This is a genomic window from Erythrobacter sp. JB2-19 (assembly GCF_057365005.1).
Window position 1 is genome coordinate 1948100 of the sequence record NZ_CP200290.1, and the last position, 18649, is coordinate 1966748.

Genomic DNA, 18649 nt, shown 5'->3' on the forward strand with positions numbered 1-18649 from the left:
CCTTAAGCCTTCGCAGCGGCTGCTGCGCGCTCGTTCTGCAGCGTCTTGATCTGAGCAATCGTGCGGCGCACTTGCTTGATCCGAGCTGGAGCTTCGAGCTGGTTAGTCGCAGCCTGGAACCGCAGATTGTACTGCTCACGCTTCAACTCGGTGAGCTCAGCGGAGAGTTGATCGTCGGTCTTGGTGCGAAGATCTTCGACAGCGATACTACCTTTAGCCATCATTTGCCTCCCAGGTGAGAGGTGTCGCCCAGACGAGCAACGACCTTGGTCTTGATTGGCAGCTTCATGGCCGCACGCTCAAACGCTTCAGCAGCGATCTTGCCTGGGACACCGTCGAGTTCGAACAGGATACGGCCCGGCTTTACGCGAGCAGCCCAGAATTCAACGGAGCCCTTGCCCTTACCCTGACGAACTTCGGCAGGCTTCTTGGACACTGGCACATCAGGGAACACACGGATCCAGAGGCGACCTTGACGGCGCATGTGACGCGTGATCGCACGGCGAGCCGCTTCGATCTGACGCGCGGTGATCCGCTCAGGCTCAAGGGCCTTCAGACCATAGGAGCCAAAATTCAAAGTCGTACCGCCTTTGGCGTCGCCCTTGATCTTGCCCTTAAAGGCCTTGCGAAATTTGGTTTTCTTCGGTTGCAGCATTGTCTCTACCTACCTCAGCGAGCCGGCCGGACGCCGGAAGTCTGAGCTTCCATCATCAGGCGATCCTGCGCGGTTGGATCATGAGCGAGGATCTCGCCTTTGAAGATCCAGCACTTGATGCCGATGATCCCGTAAGCGGTCAGCGCTTCGGTTTCGGCATAATCGATGTTGGCACGCAGCGTGTGCAGCGGCACACGGCCTTCACGGTACCATTCAACGCGCGCAATCTCTGCTCCGCCCAAACGGCCACCACATGTGATCTTGATGCCTTCTGCGCCGAGACGCAGAGCGGACTGAACGGCACGCTTCATCGCGCGGCGGAAGGCCACACGGCGAATGAGCTGATCAGCTACGCCTTGAGCAACGAGCTTCGCATCGATTTCCGGTTTGCGGATCTCAACGATGTTCAGCTTCACTTCGCTCGAAGTCATCGTCGCCAGCTTGGCGCGCAGCTTCTCGATGTCCGCACCCTTCTTACCGATGATAACACCGGGACGGGCAGCATAGATCGAGATGCGGCAAAGCTTTGCTGGACGCTCGATCACCACCTTGGAAATCGCAGCTTGCGGCAGCGATTTGATGATGAACTTGCGGATCTCAATATCTTCCTTGAGCAGACCGGCATAGTCACGCCCTTCGGCGTACCAACGGCTGTCCCAAGTACGGTTGATCTGCAGACGCAGACCGATCGGATTACTCTTCTGACCCATCTTACGCCTCTTCCTCTTCGCGAACTACGATGCGCAGCTTGCTGAATGGCTTCAGGATGCGGGTCGATTTACCACGGCCACGTGTGTGGAACCGCTTCATGGTAATCGCTTTACCGACCGAAGCCTCAGCAACGACGAGCGCGTCGACGTCGAGATTGTGGTTGTTTTCCGCGTTAGCGATTGCCGATGCGAGAACTTTCGTCGCATCCTTGGCCATAGCCTTCTTCGAGAAGGTGAGGATGTTGAGAGCCTCTTCGACCTTCTTGCCGCGAATTTGCTGCGCCACGAGGTTCAGCTTTTGCGCGGAACCACGAATGGACGTGCCGACAGCCAGAGCCTCGTTATCGCCAACACGGCGCGGTGATTTAGCCTTGCCCATTAGCGTTTACCCTTCTTGTCGGCAGCGTGGCCAGGGAATGTCCGCGTAGGCGAAAATTCACCAAGCTTGTGCCCGACCATTTCCTCGGAAACCGAGACCGGGATGAACTTGTGGCCATTGTAGACGTTGAACGTCAGACCAACGAATTGTGGCAAAATCGTAGAACGACGCGACCAGGTTTTGATCGGCTTCGTATTGTTTGCCTCTTGTGCGTCCTCCGCCTTCTTCAGAAGGCTGAGCTCGACGAAAGGACCTTTCCAGACGGAACGTGCCATCGTGTCTTACCTCTTCTTCTTGGCGTGGCGCGAACGGATAATCATCTTATCCGTCTGCTTGTTTTTACGAGTGCGGGCACCCTTGGTCGGCTTACCCCATGGGGTAACCGGGTGACGGCCACCAGACGTCCGGCCTTCACCACCACCGTGGGGGTGATCGACTGGGTTCTTAGCGACACCGCGCGTCAGCGGCTTGATGCCCATCCAGCGGCGGCGACCAGCCTTGCCCAGGTTTTGGTTTTGGTTGTCGGGGTTCGACACCGCACCAACTGTACCCATGCAATCGGCCCGCAGGTAACGCTGCTCACCAGAGTTGAGGCGCGCAATGACCATGCCGCGGTCACGACCGACCAGTTGGACATAAGCACCAGCAGAGCGAGCGATTTGACCGCCCTTGCCCGGCTTCATCTCAACATTGTGGCAGATCGTACCAACCGGCATCTGACCCAGAAGCATGGCGTTGCCAGGCTTCGTATCGGTCTTCTCGCCAGCCACAACCGTTGCACCAACATCAAGACGCTGAGGGCAGAGAATGTAAGCTTGCTCGCCATCTTCATATTTCAGAAGCGCGATGAAAGCCGTACGGTTCGGGTCATATTCGATCCGCTCGACGGTCGCAGGAACATCCCACTTCCGACGTTTGAAATCGATGAAGCGGTACTTTTGCTTGTGACCGCCGCCGATGCCACGCGAAGTGACATGACCTTTGTTGTTCCGGCCACCGGACTTACGCTTGCCTTCCGTGAGCGACTTGACCGGCTTGCCCTTCCAGAGGCTGGTCTTGTCGACGAGGATGAGGCCGCGGCGTGCGGGGCTCGTCGGTTTATAATTCTTGAGTGCCATGATCCGCCTCAGATACCGCTAGTGATATCGATCATTTCACCCTCAACGAGGGTAACGATCGCTTTTTTCACGTCGATGCGCTTGTAAGGTTTACCCTTCCAGCGCTTGGTCTTGCCCTTGGTCACGATGGTATTAACCGAAGTGACCTTCTTGTCGTAGATCGCTTCAACCGCTTCTTTGATCTGCGGCTTGGTCGCATCAAGTGCCACCTTGAAAACCACCGCGTTGTTCTCCGAAAGAAGCGTAGACTTCTCGGTGATGTGCGGGGCCAAGATCACGTCATAGTGACGGGCATCAACTTCTTGCTTTTTAGCCATTGAAGCGCGCCTCCAACTTTTCGACCGCATCCTTGGTGAGGACCAGCGTGTCGTGGTTCAAAATGTCATAAACATTCGCGCCAGCTGCCGGCATCACGTTGATACCTGGCAGGTTGCCAGCGGCCTTCTTGAAGCCGTCGTCAATGCTGTCACCGTCAATGACCAGCACCTTGCCAGCCCAACCAGCCTTCTCGAGATGCCCTTTGAGCACCTTCGTCTTGGCCTCTTTCATCGCAAGGCTGTCGAGAACGACCAAGCCGTCCTTCGCCTTGCTGGAAAGAGCCATCTTAAGGCCGAGTGCGCGAATTTTCTTGTTCAGCGACTGGCTGAAGTCACGCTTGCGTGCACCGTGCGCTTTACCACCACCGATGAAGATCGGAGCAGAACGAGCACCGTGACGAGCGCCGCCTGAACCCTTTTGCGCACCAAACTTCTTACCAGTGCGAGCCACATCCGAGCGCTCACGCGTTGGACGAGCAGTCGCACGGCGATTTTCCAGCTGCCAGGTCACAACCCGGTGCAGAATGTCGGCCCGCGGAGTTACACCGAACACATCATCATTGAGAGTGATGTCGCCCGAAGCCTTCCCGTCGATTTTCTGGACTTTGACTTTCATGGTCTCAGCCCTCCTTGTTTTCATCAGCCGCAGGCGTTTCGGCCTCAGCAGCAGGGGTGTCAGCAGCAGCTTCAACCGGCGCAGCTGCTTCAGCAGCTGGTGCGGCGGTTTCAATAACAGCGCCTGGGAATGGAAGATCGTCAGGCATTGCAAGCTTCACAGCGTCGCGAACCAGCAACCAGCCATTCTTCGAACCAGGGACCGAACCCTTGATGAAGAGCAAACCATGCTCAGCGTCCGTACGGACAACTTCGAGGTTTTGCTGGGTACGCTGACGGTCACCCATGTGACCAGCCATCTTCTTACCCTTAAACACGCGGCCCGGATCCTGACGGTTACCCGTCGAACCGTGCGAACGGTGAGAGATCGAAACACCGTGGGTGGCGCGCAAACCGCCAAAACCCCAACGCTTCATGGCGCCAGCAAAGCCTTTACCCTGAGTGTGACCGGTGATGTCGACCCTTTGGCCAGCCAGGAAGTGATCAGCGCTGATAGTAGCACCAACAGGGACAAGGCCCTCTTCGTTTTCGACCCGGAATTCAGCAACCTGCTTCTTCAGCGCGACTTCCGCTTTCGCGAAATGCTCACGCTGTGGCTTGGCTACATTCTTTTGTTTCGCAGTACCTGCGCCGAGCTGGACAGCGAAATAGCCATCACGCTCTGCGGTGCGGTGCGAGACAACCTGACAATCTTCCAGTGCGAGAACAGTCACGGGAACGTGACGCCCATCGTCCTGGAACAGGCGGGTCATCCCGACTTTCTTTGCGATCACGCCAGTGCGCATCGTCAAAACTCCTAAACAGAGGCACTCAGGGCCCATCCCAAAGTGCTTGCGAACCCGCCCAAAACAGACAGATCCATTCAACCCAGATTTTATGCATCGCCCCGTCCGGGCTGAATGCTCGCGCAGCCACATGGCCGGTTGAGCGAGACGGGGGACGCAGACCCGGCGTAGTCCAAAGACAATACCGGCGGTATCCCTATGTCTTGCCGGCATTTTCCGTTTCGGGAGAATGCTAGCGGGGCCATAAGTGCCCCGAAACTCTCGGTCAGTTTATGATGGTCCGTACCGAAGACCTCGCCCCACTAACGCAGGGCGGTAGATTAAGCGAGCTTAATCTCAACATTCACACCAGCAGCCAGGTCAAGCTTCATCAAAGCGTCGACGGTCTGAGCGTTAGGCTGCACGATATCGAGCAACCGCTTGAAGGTGCGCACCTCGAACTGCTCGCGTGACTTTTTGTCGATGTGCGGGCCGCGGTTCACGGTGAACTTCTCGATGCGCGTTGGCATAGGAATGGGGCCACGAATAAGAGCACCCGTACGACGTGCTGTCTCTGCAATCTCACCAGTTGCCTGGTCAAGAACGCGGTGATCGAACGCCTTAAGGCGAATACGGATATTCTGAGCTTCCATTACCTGTACCAATGCGAAAGAGCCAAAGAGGTTTTTACGCCTCTCAAAAAAGAAAAGGCCCGCCCCGCTTATCTCCGGTTTCCCGGAACGGGCGGCCTTATAAAATTGCGTTGCCGCGAACGAGATCCTCGGCCTGTGGAGGCGCGTATAAGGAGAGACCCGCCCTGTGGCAACCCCTGAATTGCGGTCATAAAAAACCGCCTTCCAAAAGCATGCATTTGAGCGCGCCTAACGTGCAACTCACCTCACATAAAAAGGACCCGGCTCTCGCTGAGAGAACCGGGCCACTCTTTATCGCTGCACCTTATAAGAAGCGCGAAACGCTTACTTGGTGATCTTAGCAACCACGCCCGAACCAACGGTACGGCCGCCTTCGCGGATCGCGAAGCGGAGACCTTGGTCCATAGCAATTGGAGCGATCAGCTTAACGTTGATCGTCACGTCATCACCCGGCATTACCATCTCGGTGCCCTCTGGGAGGATCACTTCGCCGGTCACGTCGGTGGTGCGGAAGTAGAACTGTGGACGGTAGTTCGCGAAGAATGGCGTGTGACGGCCACCCTCGTCCTTCGAAAGAACGTAAACGTTCGCTTCGAATTCAGTGTGCGGGCTAACCGAGCCAGGCTTACAAAGAACCTGACCACGCTCAACTTCTTCACGGCCAACGCCGCGGATCAGTGCGCCGATGTTATCGCCGGCTTCACCCGAGTCGAGCAGCTTGCGGAACATTTCAACGCCGGTCACGGTTGTCTTGGAAGTGTCCTTGATACCGACGATTTCAACTTCGTCACCGACATTGACCTTACCGGTTTCAACACGGCCAGTCACAACAGTACCGCGACCAGAGATCGAGAACACGTCCTCGATTGGCATCAGGAAGTCCTGATCCACTGGACGGTCTGGCTGTGGGATGTGCTCGTCAACAGACGCCATCAGAGCCTTGATCGACTCAGAACCGATTGCATCGTCACGACCTTCGAGAGCAGCAAGAGCAGAACCCTTAGTGATCGCGATGTTGTCACCGTCAAAGCCATACTCGCTGAGCAGCTCACGAACTTCCATTTCAACGAGTTCGAGGATTTCCTCGTCGTCGACCTGGTCAACCTTGTTCATGTAAACAACCAGAGCCGGAACACCAACCTGGCGCGCAAGCAGGATGTGCTCGCGAGTTTGTGGCATTGGGCCGTCGGCTGCGTTCACAACCAGGATCGCGCCGTCCATTTGCGCCGCACCAGTGATCATGTTCTTAACATAGTCAGCGTGACCTGGGCAGTCGACGTGTGCGTAGTGACGCGCATCGGTTTCGTATTCAACGTGAGCGGTAGAGATCGTGATCCCGCGCTCGCGCTCTTCCGGAGCCTTATCGATGTTTGCAAAGTCAACAGCTTCGCCGCCCGAAGCTTCAGCCATCACTTTGGTGATCGCAGCAGTCAGGGTGGTTTTACCATGGTCAACGTGACCAATGGTGCCGATGTTGCAGTGCGGCTTGTTCCGCTCGAATTTTTCCTTCGCCATGTCTCGTCTTAACCTTCTATCTAAAATGAATTCCTACGGGGAAAAGGCGCGCCCGCTGAATCAGGCGCAGCCCCTAGACCCTGCGATCAGCTTAAGCAAGCTTCTCTTTGACTTCCTGTGCAACACTTGCCGGCACTTCGTCATAGTGACTGAACTGCATGGAGTATTGCGCGCGGCCCTGGCTGAATGAGCGAAGCTCGTTCACGTAACCGAACATGTTTGCGAGCGGAACCATTGCTTCGACAGCTTGGGCATTGCCCCGGCTATCTGTGCCTTGGATCTGACCGCGGCGGCTGTTGAGATCACCGATGACGTCACCCAGATAATCTTCCGGAGTCACCACTTCAACCTTCATAACTGGCTCAAGTAGTTTGATGCCACCACGCTCTGCTGCTTCGCGCATTGCGCCCTTGCCGCAGATTTCAAACGCCACGGTGGACGAGTCGACATCGTGGAACGCACCATCTGTGAGATGGATGGTGAAATCGATGATCGGGAAGCCAATGAGATAACCACTGTCGGCTTGCTCACGGATGCCCTTCTCAAGCGACGGGATGTATTCCTTAGGAATATTACCGCCCTTGATGCTGTCCTCGAACACGATGCCTTGACCGCGCTCACCCGGAGTGAAGGTCGCCTTGGCACGGGCAAACTGCCCGGTGCCACCCGATTGCTTCTTATGGGTGTAATCAACAGCGATTTCGCGGCCCAGCGATTCACGATAAGCCACCTGCGGCGCACCAACATTCGCTTCGACCTTGAACTCACGCTTCATACGATCAACGAGAATGTCGAGGTGAAGCTCGCCCATGCCCTTGATGATCGTCTGACCGCTTTCGTGGTCAGTCGTAACGCGGAAGCTAGGATCCTCGGCAGCCAAGCGATTGAGCGCAACACCCATCTTCTCTTGGTCAGCCTTGGTCTTCGGCTCCACAGACAATTCGATAACCGGATCCGGGAATTCCATCCGCTCAAGAATGATCGGGTGGGCTGGATCGCAAAGCGTATCACCAGTGGTGGTCGCCTTCATGCCGGCCAATGCGACAATATCGCCCGCGAATGCTTCTTCGATGTCCTTACGATCATTGGAGTGCATTTCGAGGATACGGCCGATCTTTTCCTTCTTGCCCTTCACAGAGTTCAAGACGGTGCCCTTCGCAAGTTCACCGGAATAGATGCGGGTAAAGGTGAGCGAGCCAACGAATGGATCGTTCATGACCTTAAATGCCAGCGCCGCGAACGGCACGGCATCGTCGGATGCGCGCAGAATCTTCTTCGTCACTATCAGGCTTAACACCCTTAATCGCTTCCACGTCGAGCGGGCTCGGCATGTAGTCGACGACAGCGTCGAGCAGAGGCTGAACGCCCTTGTTCTTAAACGCGGAGCCGCAAAGCACAGGAACGAAGCTCTGGTTGAGCGTCCCCTTACGGATCAGCTTCTTCAGCGTAACCGCATCAGGCTCGGTGCCTTCAAGGTACGCTTCCATCACGTCATCGTCTTGCTCAACGGCAAGCTCGATCAGCTTCTCACGGTATTCAGCCGCTTCGTCGGCCATGTCCGCGGGAATATCATCATAGACGTATTCCGCACCGAGATCTTCATTCTTCCAAGTGATCGAACGCTGGTTCACCAGGTCGACCAAACCCGTCAAATCGGCTTCAATACCGATTGGCAGATACAGCACAGCCGGTGTCGCACCGAGACGCTCAATGATCGAGTTCACGCAGTACTTAAAGTCGGCGCCGGTGCGGTCCAACTTATTAATGAAGCACATCCGGGGAACTTTGTACTTGTCGGCCTGGCGCCAAACGGTTTCCGACTGAGGCTCCACCCCAGCAACACCGTCAAAGCATGCAACCGCGCCATCAAGCACGCGCAGCGAACGTTCAACTTCAATCGTGAAGTCAACGTGGCCAGGCGTATCAATGATGTTGATCCGGTGCTCAGGCGTCTTACGCAGCTCTTTCGGATCGCTCTTGGGATCCATCGTCGGATCTTCCGGGTTCCAGAAACAGGTCGTCGCAGCGGACGTAATCGTGATGCCGCGCTCTTGTTCTTGCTCCATCCAGTCCATGGTCGCAGCGCCATCATGCACTTCGCCAATCTTGTAGGACTTTCCGGTGTAATACAGGATGCGTTCGGTCGTAGTCGTCTTACCAGCATCGATGTGAGCCATGATGCCGATATTGCGATAGCGCTCCAGCGGATACTCGCGGGCCATATCAAATTCCTCGGATAGGTTTGTGGGGGTGAACCAATGTCACCCCCATATAGTGACGTTTATGACAGCGGTAAGTCCTACCGCCACCCATGTTACCAGCGGTAGTGCGAGAACGCGCGGTTGGCATCAGCCATCCGGTGCGTATCTTCACGCTTCTTCACCGCATTGCCGCGGTTGTTGGCCGCATCCATCAGCTCGCCGGAAAGGCGCGCGCTCATGGTGGTTTCCGGACGACCGCGAGCAGCCGAGATCATCCAACGCAGCGCCAATGCCTGAGCGCGCTCTGGGCGCACTTCGACAGGAACCTGGTACGTCGCACCACCAACACGGCGGCTGCGCACTTCGACCTGCGGCTTGATGTTGTTGATCGCATCATGGAAAACCTGAAGCGGATCGGTCTTGGCCTTCGCCTCAACCGTATCAAGCGCTGAATAAACAATACCTTCTGCGGTGGACTTCTTACCGTCCAGCATCAGGTTGTTCATGAACTTCGACAGAACCTGATCACCAAACTTGGGATCCGGCAAGATAACCCGCTTTTCGGGCCTACGACGACGTGACATATTTAAAAACTCCTCTGGAGTTTGGGGCGGTTCCGGCCCGTCTCCGCGTTATTTCCCTTTGGCCAACCACCCGAAAATTCGGACATCAGGTGGTTTGGGCCAAGAGATAAAATGCGAGATGGGCTGGCACCGAGGTCAACATGGATATGTTGACCGCACCCAAGAAAACTCAAAACCTACCCGCAAGCCCTCAGCCCGCGGACAGGCGCACCAATCATTTAGGCCGCTTCGCGCCGTACTTCGAACGGCTCTGCTTGCGGTCCTTGACCCCTTGTGTGTCGAGCACGCCGCGCAGGACGTGGTAACGCACACCGGGAAGATCGCGCACACGGCCGCCACGGATCAGCACAACGCTGTGTTCCTGGAGGTTGTGGCCTTCGCCCGGAATGTAGGAGATGACTTCGCGCTGGTTCGTCAGGCGCACCTTGGCAACCTTACGCAGAGCGGAGTTCGGCTTCTTTGGCGTCGTTGTATAAACGCGTGTGCAAACGCCGCGCTTCTGCGGGTTTGCTTCCATCGCAGGGACCTTGGACTTGGCCTTCTGCGGAACGCGGCCCTTGCGGACCAGCTGGTTAATCGTAGGCATTGAATACCTTCACCTTTTATTCTGATCCGGCGGGATTACCGGATCAGGATGCCCCTTCGCAGGCGCGAAACCGGCTGCCACTTCCGCATGAAGGGGCTCGGTCCCTGCCGCTGAGGCAGGCGCTTGGCTGGTCAGGTGAAGTGAAGTTCGTTCAAGCGGCCCGTTCGTGCTGAGCCTGTCGAAGTATGACGGGCCGCCCACGCGGTGCGCAGAAACAAACTGAAACACTCCACCCGGTAACAAAGCACCGGGTTACTTTGACGGCCGCCCCAACCCTTCCATCATTCCGTCATCCTGAACTCGTTTCAGGATAACAAACGACAGAAGAGCAAATAGAAAAGGCCTAGCTCAAGCGAGCGAGGCCTCCGGGACTTAACCGGCAATGTTCAGCTCTATTTAGCCGGGGGTGTGCACGCAGCACGCCTCGGATGAGCGCGCCTTTAGCGGGGGTGGCGCGGGGGTCAAGGGTTGTGATCTCAGCCTGAGGTTTGCCAAGTAGCGGCATTCCTCTATTACCACGGCTAAATTAAAGGGGACGAATATCCTTGTTTGATCAATACAACGTTGTTGAAGTCTTAGACAAAATTGACTCTGGGATGACCACACCATTCAGATGTCGCCTAGAAGATGATTTACTTTATGCTGTGAAAGGCAAAGGTGCCTTGATCAAAGGTCTTGTCAGCGAGGCCGTATGCGCAAAATTGGGTCAAACGCTCGACCTCCCGATTCCTGCTTTTGCAATTTCATTTGTTGATCAAGAGTTAGTGAAAGCTGTTAGCGACCCCGAATTTGCAAGCGCAATTGGAGAGGGCCGCGCCTTTGCATCCTTCTGGCATGAACCTACAATTCCAATTACGACATCTAGCTTAGTCCATTTAGACCAGCATTTGCTCGCGAAGATATACGCTTTCGACCATTGGATTCAAAATGGGGACCGTTCACTTACAGAACTCGGAGGCAACCCAAACTTACTGATCGATTTGAAATGCGGCGATCTCTTGGTGATAGATCATAACCTAGCGTTCTCGGACAGCTACACTCCAGACGAAATCAAAGTCCATGCCTGCCGGAAAGCATGGCTGGACGAGCATGAGAACTTGGTGTTTAAGCAGGAACTCGAAGCAGAATTCGCAGCAGCTATCTTAGCGGTGCCTGATATTATCGCTTCTTTACCAATCGAATGGCAAGAAGCCGAACCAGATATTGAGGAACGAATCTTGGATGCACTGCGTCGTTCAGAGAAACAGGATTTTTGGGACGAAATGATATGAGCGGCATTTATCGCTATTCCATTATCCGCTTCCGCCCATACGCTGAAACGGGCGAGTTTGCCAATATTGGCATCGTCGTTTTTGACGTAGCGAGCGATGCAGCTAGGTTTCGGTTAGCAAGGAAACGCTTCGCCCGTATCGGTCACTTTTTTGACCCTCAAGCGCACAACGCATATTCTCACGCCATCGAAGGTTTGCGTGTCGAGTTACCTCGGATGATCGAATTCGTCCCAGAGACTTTCAATCGGTCCGCCATTGAGCAATTTTCAGATTTGCTCGGCACGCGCGAGTCAAGCATCCTCTTCAGCGCTCCTAGAGTAATCAAAAGTGACGCGGGCCTCGATCAGATCGCTGATGATCTGTTCGACCGATTTGTCCGCCGTGAATTTGAAAAGATTGAAGACCCTGAAGCAGCACTCACTAAGAACATCAGGCGTGGAATTAGAGATCTAGGGGTTCGGCACTTCAAGTCATTGACAATAGACGATGATATTGTCCCTCTCCGCTTTCCACTTGGTCATCGCGGTCTCAAAACTGCGGCAATCAAACCTCTTGCGTTCAAACATAAATCTCCGCTGCACGTGCTTGATTACGGGGCTCATTGGAGGAAACGCCTTTCCTATCACCTCGACAATCGTAATTTGGAGGAAGGATCTGTCTTCTTGGCGATTGAGGGGCCCCAAATCCAAAATGACGAGCAATTCGAAGACGCATTCCGGTTGGCATTAGATGAGTTAAACTCACTGCCATTTCAGATATCCTTGGTGCCGCACAACTTGGAAAAGGTACCGAAGGACCTCATCGATTTCATTGACCGCTTCCCTCCTCGTCAGAGGCCATTAATGCACTGAACTAAAGGACGCTACCTTGGTCGTGGAGCACGGTCGCGCCAGCGACCGCAAGGCCCTTGTGGCCGCCCGCAGCGACGCGGCCTTTAGGCCGTGTGAGCGAGGAGATCGCAGCACGGATGTGCTGCGGAACACAAAAACTCCGTCCCTCTTGGATCACCCCATCGAGATTGCGCCCAGCCCCTTGGCGCCTCCGACCAATCTCGCGCCTCGACGCCTGAGTTATTTGTTTTACGCCCTCAAGCGCCGGGCGGCGGACATCCGTCCGCCTTGGCTCTCCTCGCATAAGCTCGGGCGGCCGGTCGGCCTTGCGGTCCGCTGGTCGCGGACCGAGCCATTCCCAGCTAGCGGCCTGGCCCTTTGACGCTTGGTGCTTTGTCACTGGCTTGGTGGCGGAGCACGGTCGCGCTAGCGACCGCAAGGCCCTTGTGGCCGCCCGCAGCGATGCGCCTGAAAGGCGCGTGAGCGAGGATATCGCGCGCCGGATGGCGTGCGGAAAACAAAAACTCTTCCCCTCTTGGATCAACCCATCGAGATTGCGCCCAGCCTCTTGGTGCCACCCACCAATCTCGCGCCCCGACGCCTGAGTTATTTGTTTGGTCCCTCAAACGCCGGGCGGCGGACATCCGTCCGCCTTGGCTTTCGCGGCATAAGCCGCGGCGGCCGGTCGGCCTTGCGGTCCGCTGGTCGCGGACCGAGCCATTCCCGGCCACGTAGCGTTTTCCTACCTTGCTGGAATGTGCATAATCCCGTTGGGCTATGACTAACCCTCCCAAACTCACCAACAAACGCGCCATCCCCCGCCAGGGCACCTCTGCTGTTGCTTTCGAAGCCGCTCCGCCTGCCCCGGACGACCCCTTGCTGGACTTCACCCCAGTCCCGCACAGCCGCCCTCGCCGCAATTCCATCACTGCGGACTTGCAACGCGAATTCATCGCTCATCTTGCGGCGACCGGCATTGTCACAGCCGCTGCGCGGCACATCGGCAAATCGATGGAGGCGATCTACAAATTGCGCGCGCGGCCCGGCGCGGAAAGTTTCCGCGCGGCGTGGGATGCGGCGATTGACCGCGGGGTCTCTCGGTTGGAGGCGACCGCCCTCACCCGCGCTATCACCGGCGAGGAGCGTATGGTCGTCTCCTCCGGCAGGGTGCTGGGCACCGAGACACGCCATAACGAGGCGCTGGTGATGTTCTTCCTGCGGGGCCGTTTACCGCACCGCTATGGATCGGGGAGCTACGCCCCGGCCATCCGGCCTACGAGGCGCTCAAGGCTGAGCTGCGCGCCCAATTGCGGGAGGAGTGGGAGCAGGAGCGATACGAAGAGCGCCACAGCGAGGAGAACCGCGCAGCGAACCTGCAATTCTTCACCGACCTGCGCGAGAGGTGGAAGAAGGAATGGGAATTGGAGAATGGGATCGGGAACGAGAGCTAGTGGCATGAGTTATTTGTTTGGCGCTCAAGCGCCGGCGTTCGCATCCGCTCACTTGGCTATCCTCGCATAAGCTCGGGCGGGCATGCGCCCTTGCGGTCCGCTGGTCGCGGACCGGACCATTCCCGGCCAGTGGTCTGGCACTATGATGCTTGGTTCTTTGTAATTGGCTTGGTGGCGGAGCACGGTCGCGCCAGCGACCGCAAGGCCCTTGTGGCCGCCCGCAGGGCCGTCAGGCCCGAGGATATCGCAGCACGGATGTGCTGCGGAACACAAACAAACCAAATTTTCTGCAAAAATTTGGTGCCCCTGGCCCGACTCGAACGGGCACTCCGTTAGGAACTCGATTTTGAGTCGAGCGCGTCTACCAATTCCACCACAGGGGCACGCCTATCGTGAAGCGCGCCTGTTAGCCGCGCCCCGCTCTCACATCAAGAGGCTTACTTCAGTGAATTCGCCAGCAGCTTGTGCAGCTTCGAATGCAGGCCATTGTTCGCGGCCAGCACTTGCTGGGAATGGATCGGACCCGAGCGACCGCGAAAATCGCTTACGAAGCCGCCTGCTTCGCGGATCAGCAAGCATCCTGCCGCCGTGTCCCAATCGTTCAGCCCGCTTTCCCAGAAGCCGTCAAAGCGCCCCTGCGCTACGTAAGCCATGTCGAGCGACGCAGCGCCAAAGCGGCGGATGCCCGCGACCTCTGGGCCGATGGCGCCGAAAATCCGGCTCCATTCGGCAAAATCGCCGTGGCCCGCGAACGGAATGCCCGTCGCGATCAAGGCATCGCTCATCTGCGAGCGTCCCGAGACGCGCAGGCGCGCATCCTGCAGCCACGCCCCGCGGGTCTTCTCCGCCCAATAGGTGTGATCCTCAATCGGGTGATAGATCACCGCCGCCGTCACATCGCCCCAGGCATTGCCCTTCGCATCCGGGCCGCCAAGGCGCGGTTCCTGCACCGCAATCGAAATCGCGAAATGCGGAATGCCGTGGAGGAAATTGCTGGTCCCATCCAGAGGATCGATGATCCAACGCGGCATATCGGGATCGCCTTCGATAATGCCCGCCTCTTCCAGCACAAAGCCCCATCCGGGCCGTGCCTTTAACAGCTCGTCATAAAGCGTACGCTCAGCGCGCATATCGGCCTTGCTGACAAAGTCCGCCGGGCCCTTGCGGCTGACCTGAAGGTGCTCCACCTCGCCAAAATCACGGCGCAAACGCCCGCCCGCTTTGCGCGCGGCGCGCTCCATCACGCGGATCAGGCCTGAAAACATCGACATGAGAAGTTAGCCCGCTTTCCCGACATAGGTCTGTTCGTAAACATCCACGATGATGCGAGTGCCAGCGCCGATATGCGGCGGCACCATGATGCGCACGCCATTATCGAGCACGGCGGGCTTATAGCTAGAGGAGGCGGTTTGCCCCTTCACCACCGCATCGGCCTCAACAATCTCGGCCTCAATCTGGTTTGGCAACTGAACCGAGATCGGCTTTTCTTCCCACAGTTCCAGCTGGACCTGCATCCCATCCTGCAAGAATGGGCGCGCATCGCCCAGCAAGTCGCTTGGCAGCATGATCTGCTCGTAATTTTGCTGATCCATAAAGACCAGCATGTCGCCATCCTCGTAGAGGAACTGAAATTCCTTGGTGTCGAGCCGCACCTTTTCAACACTGTCCGCACTGCGGAAGCGAACGTTGGTTTTGCGCCCGTCCTGCAGGTTCTTCATTTCCACCTGCATATAGGCCCCGCCCTTGCCAGGCTGAGTGTGCTGGATCTTGGCAACTTTCCAGATGCCGTTTTCATATTCCAGGATATTGCCCGGACGGATATCGACGCCGCTGATCTTCATGGGGCTATTGTGCCTTCTTGTCGGAAAAAATGGGTAGGCGCCCGATGATTGGGCAACCTTGCGGCTGCGCGCATAGCCGAGGCTTCAGGCGAGGTAAAGCTGAGCATGATTAGCAATCACATGGTAAACGCGGTGGTGCGCCCATATGCCGCATGATAACGGGGCCAAATGAAAATGCGCTATGTCATAGGATTAACAGCTTTTGCAGCGGCAATCGCGGTAGTTACCCCGCATGCAAGTGGCCAAGGTTTGGGTCAAAACCCTAGCGCAGCCGTGGGCCAGGCCAGCGGTGACGGCGGCATGCTGTCGACCATGCCGCAGGGCAATTATCAATGCGCCCTGCCCGGCGATGCAACAGGCGCGGCCTATGATGTAATCGAAGATGCTGGCTTTCGGCTCGGCGCGGCCTCCAGTTATAGCAGCGAGCAAGGCGGCGGAGTTTACCTGCTGAAAGGCCGCCTGCTGACCTTCACCCGAGGCGTAAAAAAGGGCGAACGCTATCGCCGGATCGGCACGAACCAACTTCAAAAACTGGATGCAAATGGCGATTTAACAAAGGTTCTTTGTACCCGCACAGGCGCACAGCGCTTTAGCCAGGATTAGTTTGCGGCTCTGGCAGCAAATTGGATAGTGGCAGCGTGTTCTTCCCATAGTTTGGTTTGTGTCAGAACGATTTGGGATGCCAGTGTCCAGTTGTGAGGGTGATAGCGGACCTCAAGCGCATTTAGGGAACAACAAGATGCAATTCCCCCAATTACGCAAAAGGTATTGGGTCATCAAAGAAGTGCCTCACGAACCAATTTTGTACGCGTGCGCGCAATGGGTGCAGAAAGGCCAGATCGGAGCAGTACGGCCTGTTTGCCGTTATTTCTGACGATTTCAGCAACACCGCGGTTCGCAACCCACCATGAGCGATGAGTTTGTATTCCATCGACAGCAATGAGTTCGTTCACAGCATCGGACAAACGCATCAATATAAGTTCATTGCCGATATCTGTATGGACGCGAAGATAATGATCCTCCGACGATATGGCATAGAGTTCTGCATCCTGGAATCGTGGTGGTAACCGTTTCAGAAATTTTTGAATCGATGCGGCCTTCCCGTCTTCACTGGAAGGTTCGGCACCTCTCAACGCGCCGCTGCTCTTCAATACAGCGTATCCAGCAAACACTATAATTGCTGCGACAATGAAAGACATAAGGTACTGCTGAATCCAGTTGGAAATCGGCCAGTTGCTCTGATAGCCAGTATCAAAGCCTAAGAGAATGAATGGTACCGGAGTGCTGGCTAAGGCCGCCAAAACGATGAGTTGGACGGAAATCGCGCGCGTTCGCAATACGCGGCCAAAAATCAACGGTGCCACAAGGGCTGCCGCTGCCAAACCCGCACCAATGGTCGAAAACCAAAATACGAAACGTTGGCCAAACGGCATGCGATCAGAATCGTAAACGGCCAGTAGAGTGAATAAAATTGCTAGCGCGGCGGCGGTGAGCAAACCGACCAACCCCAATTTCCATCTCAGCCGCATCTGATCCCCACAATTCGCGCTTCGCGAATGGACTGTATCTGCATTTGGCGAAAGATTCCACGCGATTGGCGCATGGGTGTTGGAACTCTCAGCTCATTATCCTCAGGTGTTCCTGCGCAGCTTTGCGGATATCACAAGATAACCCGGGAATAGTTTGGATGATCTATCAAATACAATGGATGAAGGCCGTCATAGCAATTTTGCTGCTCTCATTCTCTCCGATCCAAGCCTCGGGACAAGTGACAAGGTTGGCTTCGCCTAGTGCGGAAGAAGTTGATGCGTTCATTCAAATGGGAATGGAACGGCTCAATGCTCCCGGCGGCGCGGTTGCGTTAGTTGAAAATGGAGTGACTACGCATTTGCGCGGCTTCGGCCAAACAGATGGATCAGGCGAGCGTATCACACCACAAACACCGTTCCAGATCGCATCAGTCACGAAGTCTTTTACGTCATTGGTCGTCTTGCAACTTGAGGGTGAAGGAAAACTCTCAATCGATGACCCGGTGATCCGGCATATTCCCGATTTCAGCACGGCTGATCCCAATTTATCCGATCCAATCACGATCCGAAACCTGATGAATCATCGCAGCGGTCTCTCGATGCTTGATGGCAATCGTTATCAAAGGTCCCAATATCGCGGCGCCGATGCAACCCGGCACGCTGTGCAGCAGCTTGAATCTGCACAATTGGAGGAACGCTCCAGGGGAAACTACCAATATTCCAACGCAAACTATGCAATCTTGGCGCATTTGATCGAAGCGATCGAAAAGTCGCCATTCGAACAAGTGTTGGAAGAGCGAATATTCTCCGTCCTAGATATGAAGAACAGCTATGTTCAAATAGCGGGCAAACCAACCGCTTCCGAAGCCAAAGGACATATCCAATGGTTTGGCATACCTTTCGAGGAGCACTTCATCGCAAGCCGAATGATGATGGCAGCAGGCGGGGTCACAACAAGCGCGGAAGATCTGGCCAGATATCTTATTGCGGTCTCTGAAAACGACCCACGGATTGTTCCAGTTTCTCTAACCGAATCTTGGGCAAAGGGTCACGAACGTGCGTACGAGTTTGGGTGGGAACATGACACTGTAAACGGACAAAAGATCATATTCCACGACGGGGCAAACCCGGGCTTTCGTTCCATTCTGATGTACAATCTCGAGACACGCAAAGGCGGGCTTTTTCTGATGAATATGTCGGGCACGCTCGATGGGAACTTACACTATGGAACCGTTCGCTATGCACTCGGATTACCTGGTACAGACATTTCCACCTCGCAGATTTTTGTATATCTATTGTGGGGATCCGCACTCATTCTAGTTCTGCTGGCTGCAGCCTGTGCCTTTTCACTCCGCAAATTGCGCAGAGCCAAATCAGAGCCTGCGAATAGGCCTTCGTTAGTGAAGTGGGCCTCTATCCTGTTACCATCGCTTTGTTTGATTGGTTATGCCTTTACATTGTGGTTTTACGTTCCCCGATCATTCGGTGTCGATTTCTCCGCAGCCAGCCTATTTTTCCCCGATCTGGGTCTATTAATGGCCCTTCAAATTTTCGTTGCCGTTGTCTGGGCAGTCGTGCGGAGCATTCTGTTGGTAAGACGGTATGGTTTAGAATGAATCCCTGAACGACC

General features: G+C 55.8%; 22 protein-coding genes, 1 tRNA gene and 1 pseudogene. 5 read left to right on the plus strand and 19 right to left on the minus strand.

All coding sequences use genetic code 11. The features are described from left to right. Positions 1-2: 2 nt before the first annotated feature. From rpmC to rpsL, 14 genes and pseudogenes are all read right to left on the minus strand, one after another. Positions 3-224, minus strand: coding sequence for a 50S ribosomal protein L29 (rpmC, locus tag AC0V6O_RS09275; RefSeq protein ID WP_472638992.1), 222 nt, complete (start codon positions 222-224; stop codon positions 3-5). Beyond that, the gene (gene rplP / locus AC0V6O_RS09280; protein ID WP_472638993.1) at positions 221-655 is read right to left on the minus strand and encodes a 50S ribosomal protein L16; all 435 of its coding nucleotides are present in this window, start codon (positions 653-655) and stop codon (positions 221-223) included. Before rplP ends, rpmC begins: the two co-directional genes overlap by 4 nt. Positions 656-669: 14 nt before the next feature. After that, entirely contained in the window at positions 670-1365 is a 696-nt protein-coding gene (rpsC, locus tag AC0V6O_RS09285) for a 30S ribosomal protein S3 (RefSeq protein ID WP_472638994.1), read from the minus strand. 1 nt (position 1366) lies between these two features. Further along, complete coding sequence (rplV, locus tag AC0V6O_RS09290) at positions 1367-1744, minus strand: 50S ribosomal protein L22 (RefSeq protein ID WP_472638995.1); 378 nt, start codon at positions 1742-1744, stop codon at positions 1367-1369. Beyond that, a complete protein-coding gene (rpsS, locus tag AC0V6O_RS09295) occupies positions 1744-2019 on the minus strand; it encodes a 30S ribosomal protein S19 (RefSeq protein WP_472638996.1) in 276 nt (91 codons plus the stop codon). Before rpsS ends, rplV begins: the two co-directional genes overlap by 1 nt. 6 nt (positions 2020-2025) lie before the next feature. After that, the gene (rplB, locus tag AC0V6O_RS09300; protein WP_486139398.1) at positions 2026-2862 is read right to left on the minus strand and encodes a 50S ribosomal protein L2; all 837 of its coding nucleotides are present in this window, start codon (positions 2860-2862) and stop codon (positions 2026-2028) included. A gap of 8 nt (positions 2863-2870) precedes the next feature. Further along, on the minus strand, positions 2871-3179 hold the full coding sequence (locus AC0V6O_RS09305; protein WP_472638998.1) for a 50S ribosomal protein L23: 309 nt from the start codon (positions 3177-3179) through the stop codon (positions 2871-2873). Beyond that, positions 3172-3795, minus strand: coding sequence for a 50S ribosomal protein L4 (rplD, locus tag AC0V6O_RS09310; RefSeq protein WP_486143455.1), 624 nt, complete (start codon positions 3793-3795; stop codon positions 3172-3174). Before rplD ends, AC0V6O_RS09305 begins: the two co-directional genes overlap by 8 nt. Positions 3796-3799: 4 nt before the next feature. Next, complete coding sequence (rplC, locus tag AC0V6O_RS09315; protein ID WP_486143457.1) at positions 3800-4579, minus strand: 50S ribosomal protein L3; 780 nt, start codon at positions 4577-4579, stop codon at positions 3800-3802. Positions 4580-4899: 320 nt separating this feature from the next. Further along, on the minus strand, positions 4900-5211 hold the full coding sequence (gene rpsJ, locus AC0V6O_RS09320; protein ID WP_086436159.1) for a 30S ribosomal protein S10: 312 nt from the start codon (positions 5209-5211) through the stop codon (positions 4900-4902). Between the two features lie 324 nt (positions 5212-5535). Beyond that, entirely contained in the window at positions 5536-6726 is a 1191-nt protein-coding gene (tuf, locus tag AC0V6O_RS09325; RefSeq protein ID WP_472639001.1) for an elongation factor Tu, read from the minus strand. 91 nt (positions 6727-6817) lie between these two features. Then, positions 6818-8948: pseudogene (fusA, locus tag AC0V6O_RS09330) on the minus strand (elongation factor G). A gap of 92 nt (positions 8949-9040) precedes the next feature. Next, entirely contained in the window at positions 9041-9511 is a 471-nt protein-coding gene (gene rpsG, locus AC0V6O_RS09335) for a 30S ribosomal protein S7 (protein ID WP_472639005.1), read from the minus strand. A 214-nt stretch (positions 9512-9725) separates the two neighbouring features. Continuing rightward, the gene (gene rpsL, locus AC0V6O_RS09340) at positions 9726-10097 is read right to left on the minus strand and encodes a 30S ribosomal protein S12 (protein ID WP_115366484.1); all 372 of its coding nucleotides are present in this window, start codon (positions 10095-10097) and stop codon (positions 9726-9728) included. A 545-nt stretch (positions 10098-10642) separates the two neighbouring features. Between rpsL and AC0V6O_RS09345 the strand changes: the two genes are divergently transcribed. Together AC0V6O_RS09345 and AC0V6O_RS09350 are read left to right on the plus strand one after the other, a co-directional pair. Further along, complete coding sequence (locus AC0V6O_RS09345) at positions 10643-11368, plus strand: HipA family kinase (RefSeq protein WP_486143460.1); 726 nt, start codon at positions 10643-10645, stop codon at positions 11366-11368. Beyond that, entirely contained in the window at positions 11365-12219 is an 855-nt protein-coding gene (locus AC0V6O_RS09350) for a DUF3037 domain-containing protein (RefSeq protein WP_486143462.1), read from the plus strand. The genes AC0V6O_RS09345 and AC0V6O_RS09350 overlap by 4 nt, the downstream gene beginning before the upstream one ends. Position 12220: 1 nt before the next feature. Here AC0V6O_RS09350 and AC0V6O_RS09355 read toward each other — a convergent pair whose 3' ends face one another. Continuing rightward, a complete protein-coding gene (locus AC0V6O_RS09355) occupies positions 12221-12598 on the minus strand; it encodes a hypothetical protein (RefSeq protein ID WP_486143464.1) in 378 nt (125 codons plus the stop codon). Between the two features lie 377 nt (positions 12599-12975). On the opposite strand from AC0V6O_RS09355, the gene AC0V6O_RS09360 reads away from it, so the two are divergent. Then, on the plus strand, positions 12976-13719 hold the full coding sequence (locus tag AC0V6O_RS09360) for a hypothetical protein (RefSeq protein WP_486143466.1): 744 nt from the start codon (positions 12976-12978) through the stop codon (positions 13717-13719). A gap of 228 nt (positions 13720-13947) precedes the next feature. On the opposite strand, the gene AC0V6O_RS09365 is transcribed toward AC0V6O_RS09360, so the two are convergent. The 3 genes from AC0V6O_RS09365 to efp form a co-directional block, all read right to left on the minus strand. Continuing rightward, positions 13948-14032: transfer RNA gene (locus AC0V6O_RS09365), tRNA-Leu, on the minus strand. 54 nt (positions 14033-14086) lie between these two features. Next, complete coding sequence (locus AC0V6O_RS09370) at positions 14087-14920, minus strand: inositol monophosphatase family protein (protein WP_486143468.1); 834 nt, start codon at positions 14918-14920, stop codon at positions 14087-14089. Positions 14921-14926: 6 nt separating this feature from the next. After that, the gene (gene efp, locus AC0V6O_RS09375) at positions 14927-15490 is read right to left on the minus strand and encodes an elongation factor P (RefSeq protein WP_472639010.1); all 564 of its coding nucleotides are present in this window, start codon (positions 15488-15490) and stop codon (positions 14927-14929) included. A gap of 174 nt (positions 15491-15664) precedes the next feature. Here efp and AC0V6O_RS09380 point away from each other — a divergent pair, with 174 nt between their 5' ends. Then, the gene (locus AC0V6O_RS09380; RefSeq protein WP_486143470.1) at positions 15665-16093 is read left to right on the plus strand and encodes an elongation factor P; all 429 of its coding nucleotides are present in this window, start codon (positions 15665-15667) and stop codon (positions 16091-16093) included. A gap of 173 nt (positions 16094-16266) precedes the next feature. Here AC0V6O_RS09380 and AC0V6O_RS09385 read toward each other — a convergent pair whose 3' ends face one another. Continuing rightward, on the minus strand, positions 16267-16995 hold the full coding sequence (locus AC0V6O_RS09385) for a LytTR family DNA-binding domain-containing protein (protein WP_486143472.1): 729 nt from the start codon (positions 16993-16995) through the stop codon (positions 16267-16269). 182 nt (positions 16996-17177) lie between these two features. Between AC0V6O_RS09385 and AC0V6O_RS09390 the strand changes: the two genes are divergently transcribed. Continuing rightward, positions 17178-18635, plus strand: coding sequence for a serine hydrolase domain-containing protein (locus AC0V6O_RS09390; protein WP_486143474.1), 1458 nt, complete (start codon positions 17178-17180; stop codon positions 18633-18635). The last annotated feature ends 14 nt before the right edge of the window (positions 18636-18649 follow it).

Coding starts and splice junctions, on each gene's coding strand:
- rplV (WP_472638995.1), bottom strand. CDS start 1,744: ATGGGCAAGGCTAAATCACCGCGCCGTGTTGGCGATAACGAGGCTCTG.
- AC0V6O_RS09305 (WP_472638998.1), bottom strand. CDS start 3,179: ATGGCTAAAAAGCAAGAAGTTGATGCCCGTCACTATGACGTGATCTTG.
- AC0V6O_RS09350 (WP_486143462.1), top strand. CDS start 11,365: ATGAGCGGCATTTATCGCTATTCCATTATCCGCTTCCGCCCATACGCT.
- rpsG (WP_472639005.1), bottom strand. CDS start 9,511: ATGTCACGTCGTCGTAGGCCCGAAAAGCGGGTTATCTTGCCGGATCCC.
- AC0V6O_RS09360 (WP_486143466.1), top strand. CDS start 12,976: ATGACTAACCCTCCCAAACTCACCAACAAACGCGCCATCCCCCGCCAG.
- rplC (WP_486143457.1), bottom strand. CDS start 4,579: ATGCGCACTGGCGTGATCGCAAAGAAAGTCGGGATGACCCGCCTGTTC.
- AC0V6O_RS09390 (WP_486143474.1), top strand. CDS start 17,178: ATGATCTATCAAATACAATGGATGAAGGCCGTCATAGCAATTTTGCTG.
- AC0V6O_RS09370 (WP_486143468.1), bottom strand. CDS start 14,920: ATGTCGATGTTTTCAGGCCTGATCCGCGTGATGGAGCGCGCCGCGCGC.
- AC0V6O_RS09380 (WP_486143470.1), top strand. CDS start 15,665: ATGCGCTATGTCATAGGATTAACAGCTTTTGCAGCGGCAATCGCGGTA.
- tuf (WP_472639001.1), bottom strand. CDS start 6,726: ATGGCGAAGGAAAAATTCGAGCGGAACAAGCCGCACTGCAACATCGGC.
- rpmC (WP_472638992.1), bottom strand. CDS start 224: ATGATGGCTAAAGGTAGTATCGCTGTCGAAGATCTTCGCACCAAGACC.
- rpsL (WP_115366484.1), bottom strand. CDS start 10,097: ATGCCTACGATTAACCAGCTGGTCCGCAAGGGCCGCGTTCCGCAGAAG.
- rplP (WP_472638993.1), bottom strand. CDS start 655: ATGCTGCAACCGAAGAAAACCAAATTTCGCAAGGCCTTTAAGGGCAAG.
- rplB (WP_486139398.1), bottom strand. CDS start 2,862: ATGGCACTCAAGAATTATAAACCGACGAGCCCCGCACGCCGCGGCCTC.
- rpsS (WP_472638996.1), bottom strand. CDS start 2,019: ATGGCACGTTCCGTCTGGAAAGGTCCTTTCGTCGAGCTCAGCCTTCTG.
- rpsJ (WP_086436159.1), bottom strand. CDS start 5,211: ATGGAAGCTCAGAATATCCGTATTCGCCTTAAGGCGTTCGATCACCGC.
- rplD (WP_486143455.1), bottom strand. CDS start 3,795: ATGAAAGTCAAAGTCCAGAAAATCGACGGGAAGGCTTCGGGCGACATC.
- efp (WP_472639010.1), bottom strand. CDS start 15,490: ATGAAGATCAGCGGCGTCGATATCCGTCCGGGCAATATCCTGGAATAT.
- rpsC (WP_472638994.1), bottom strand. CDS start 1,365: ATGGGTCAGAAGAGTAATCCGATCGGTCTGCGTCTGCAGATCAACCGT.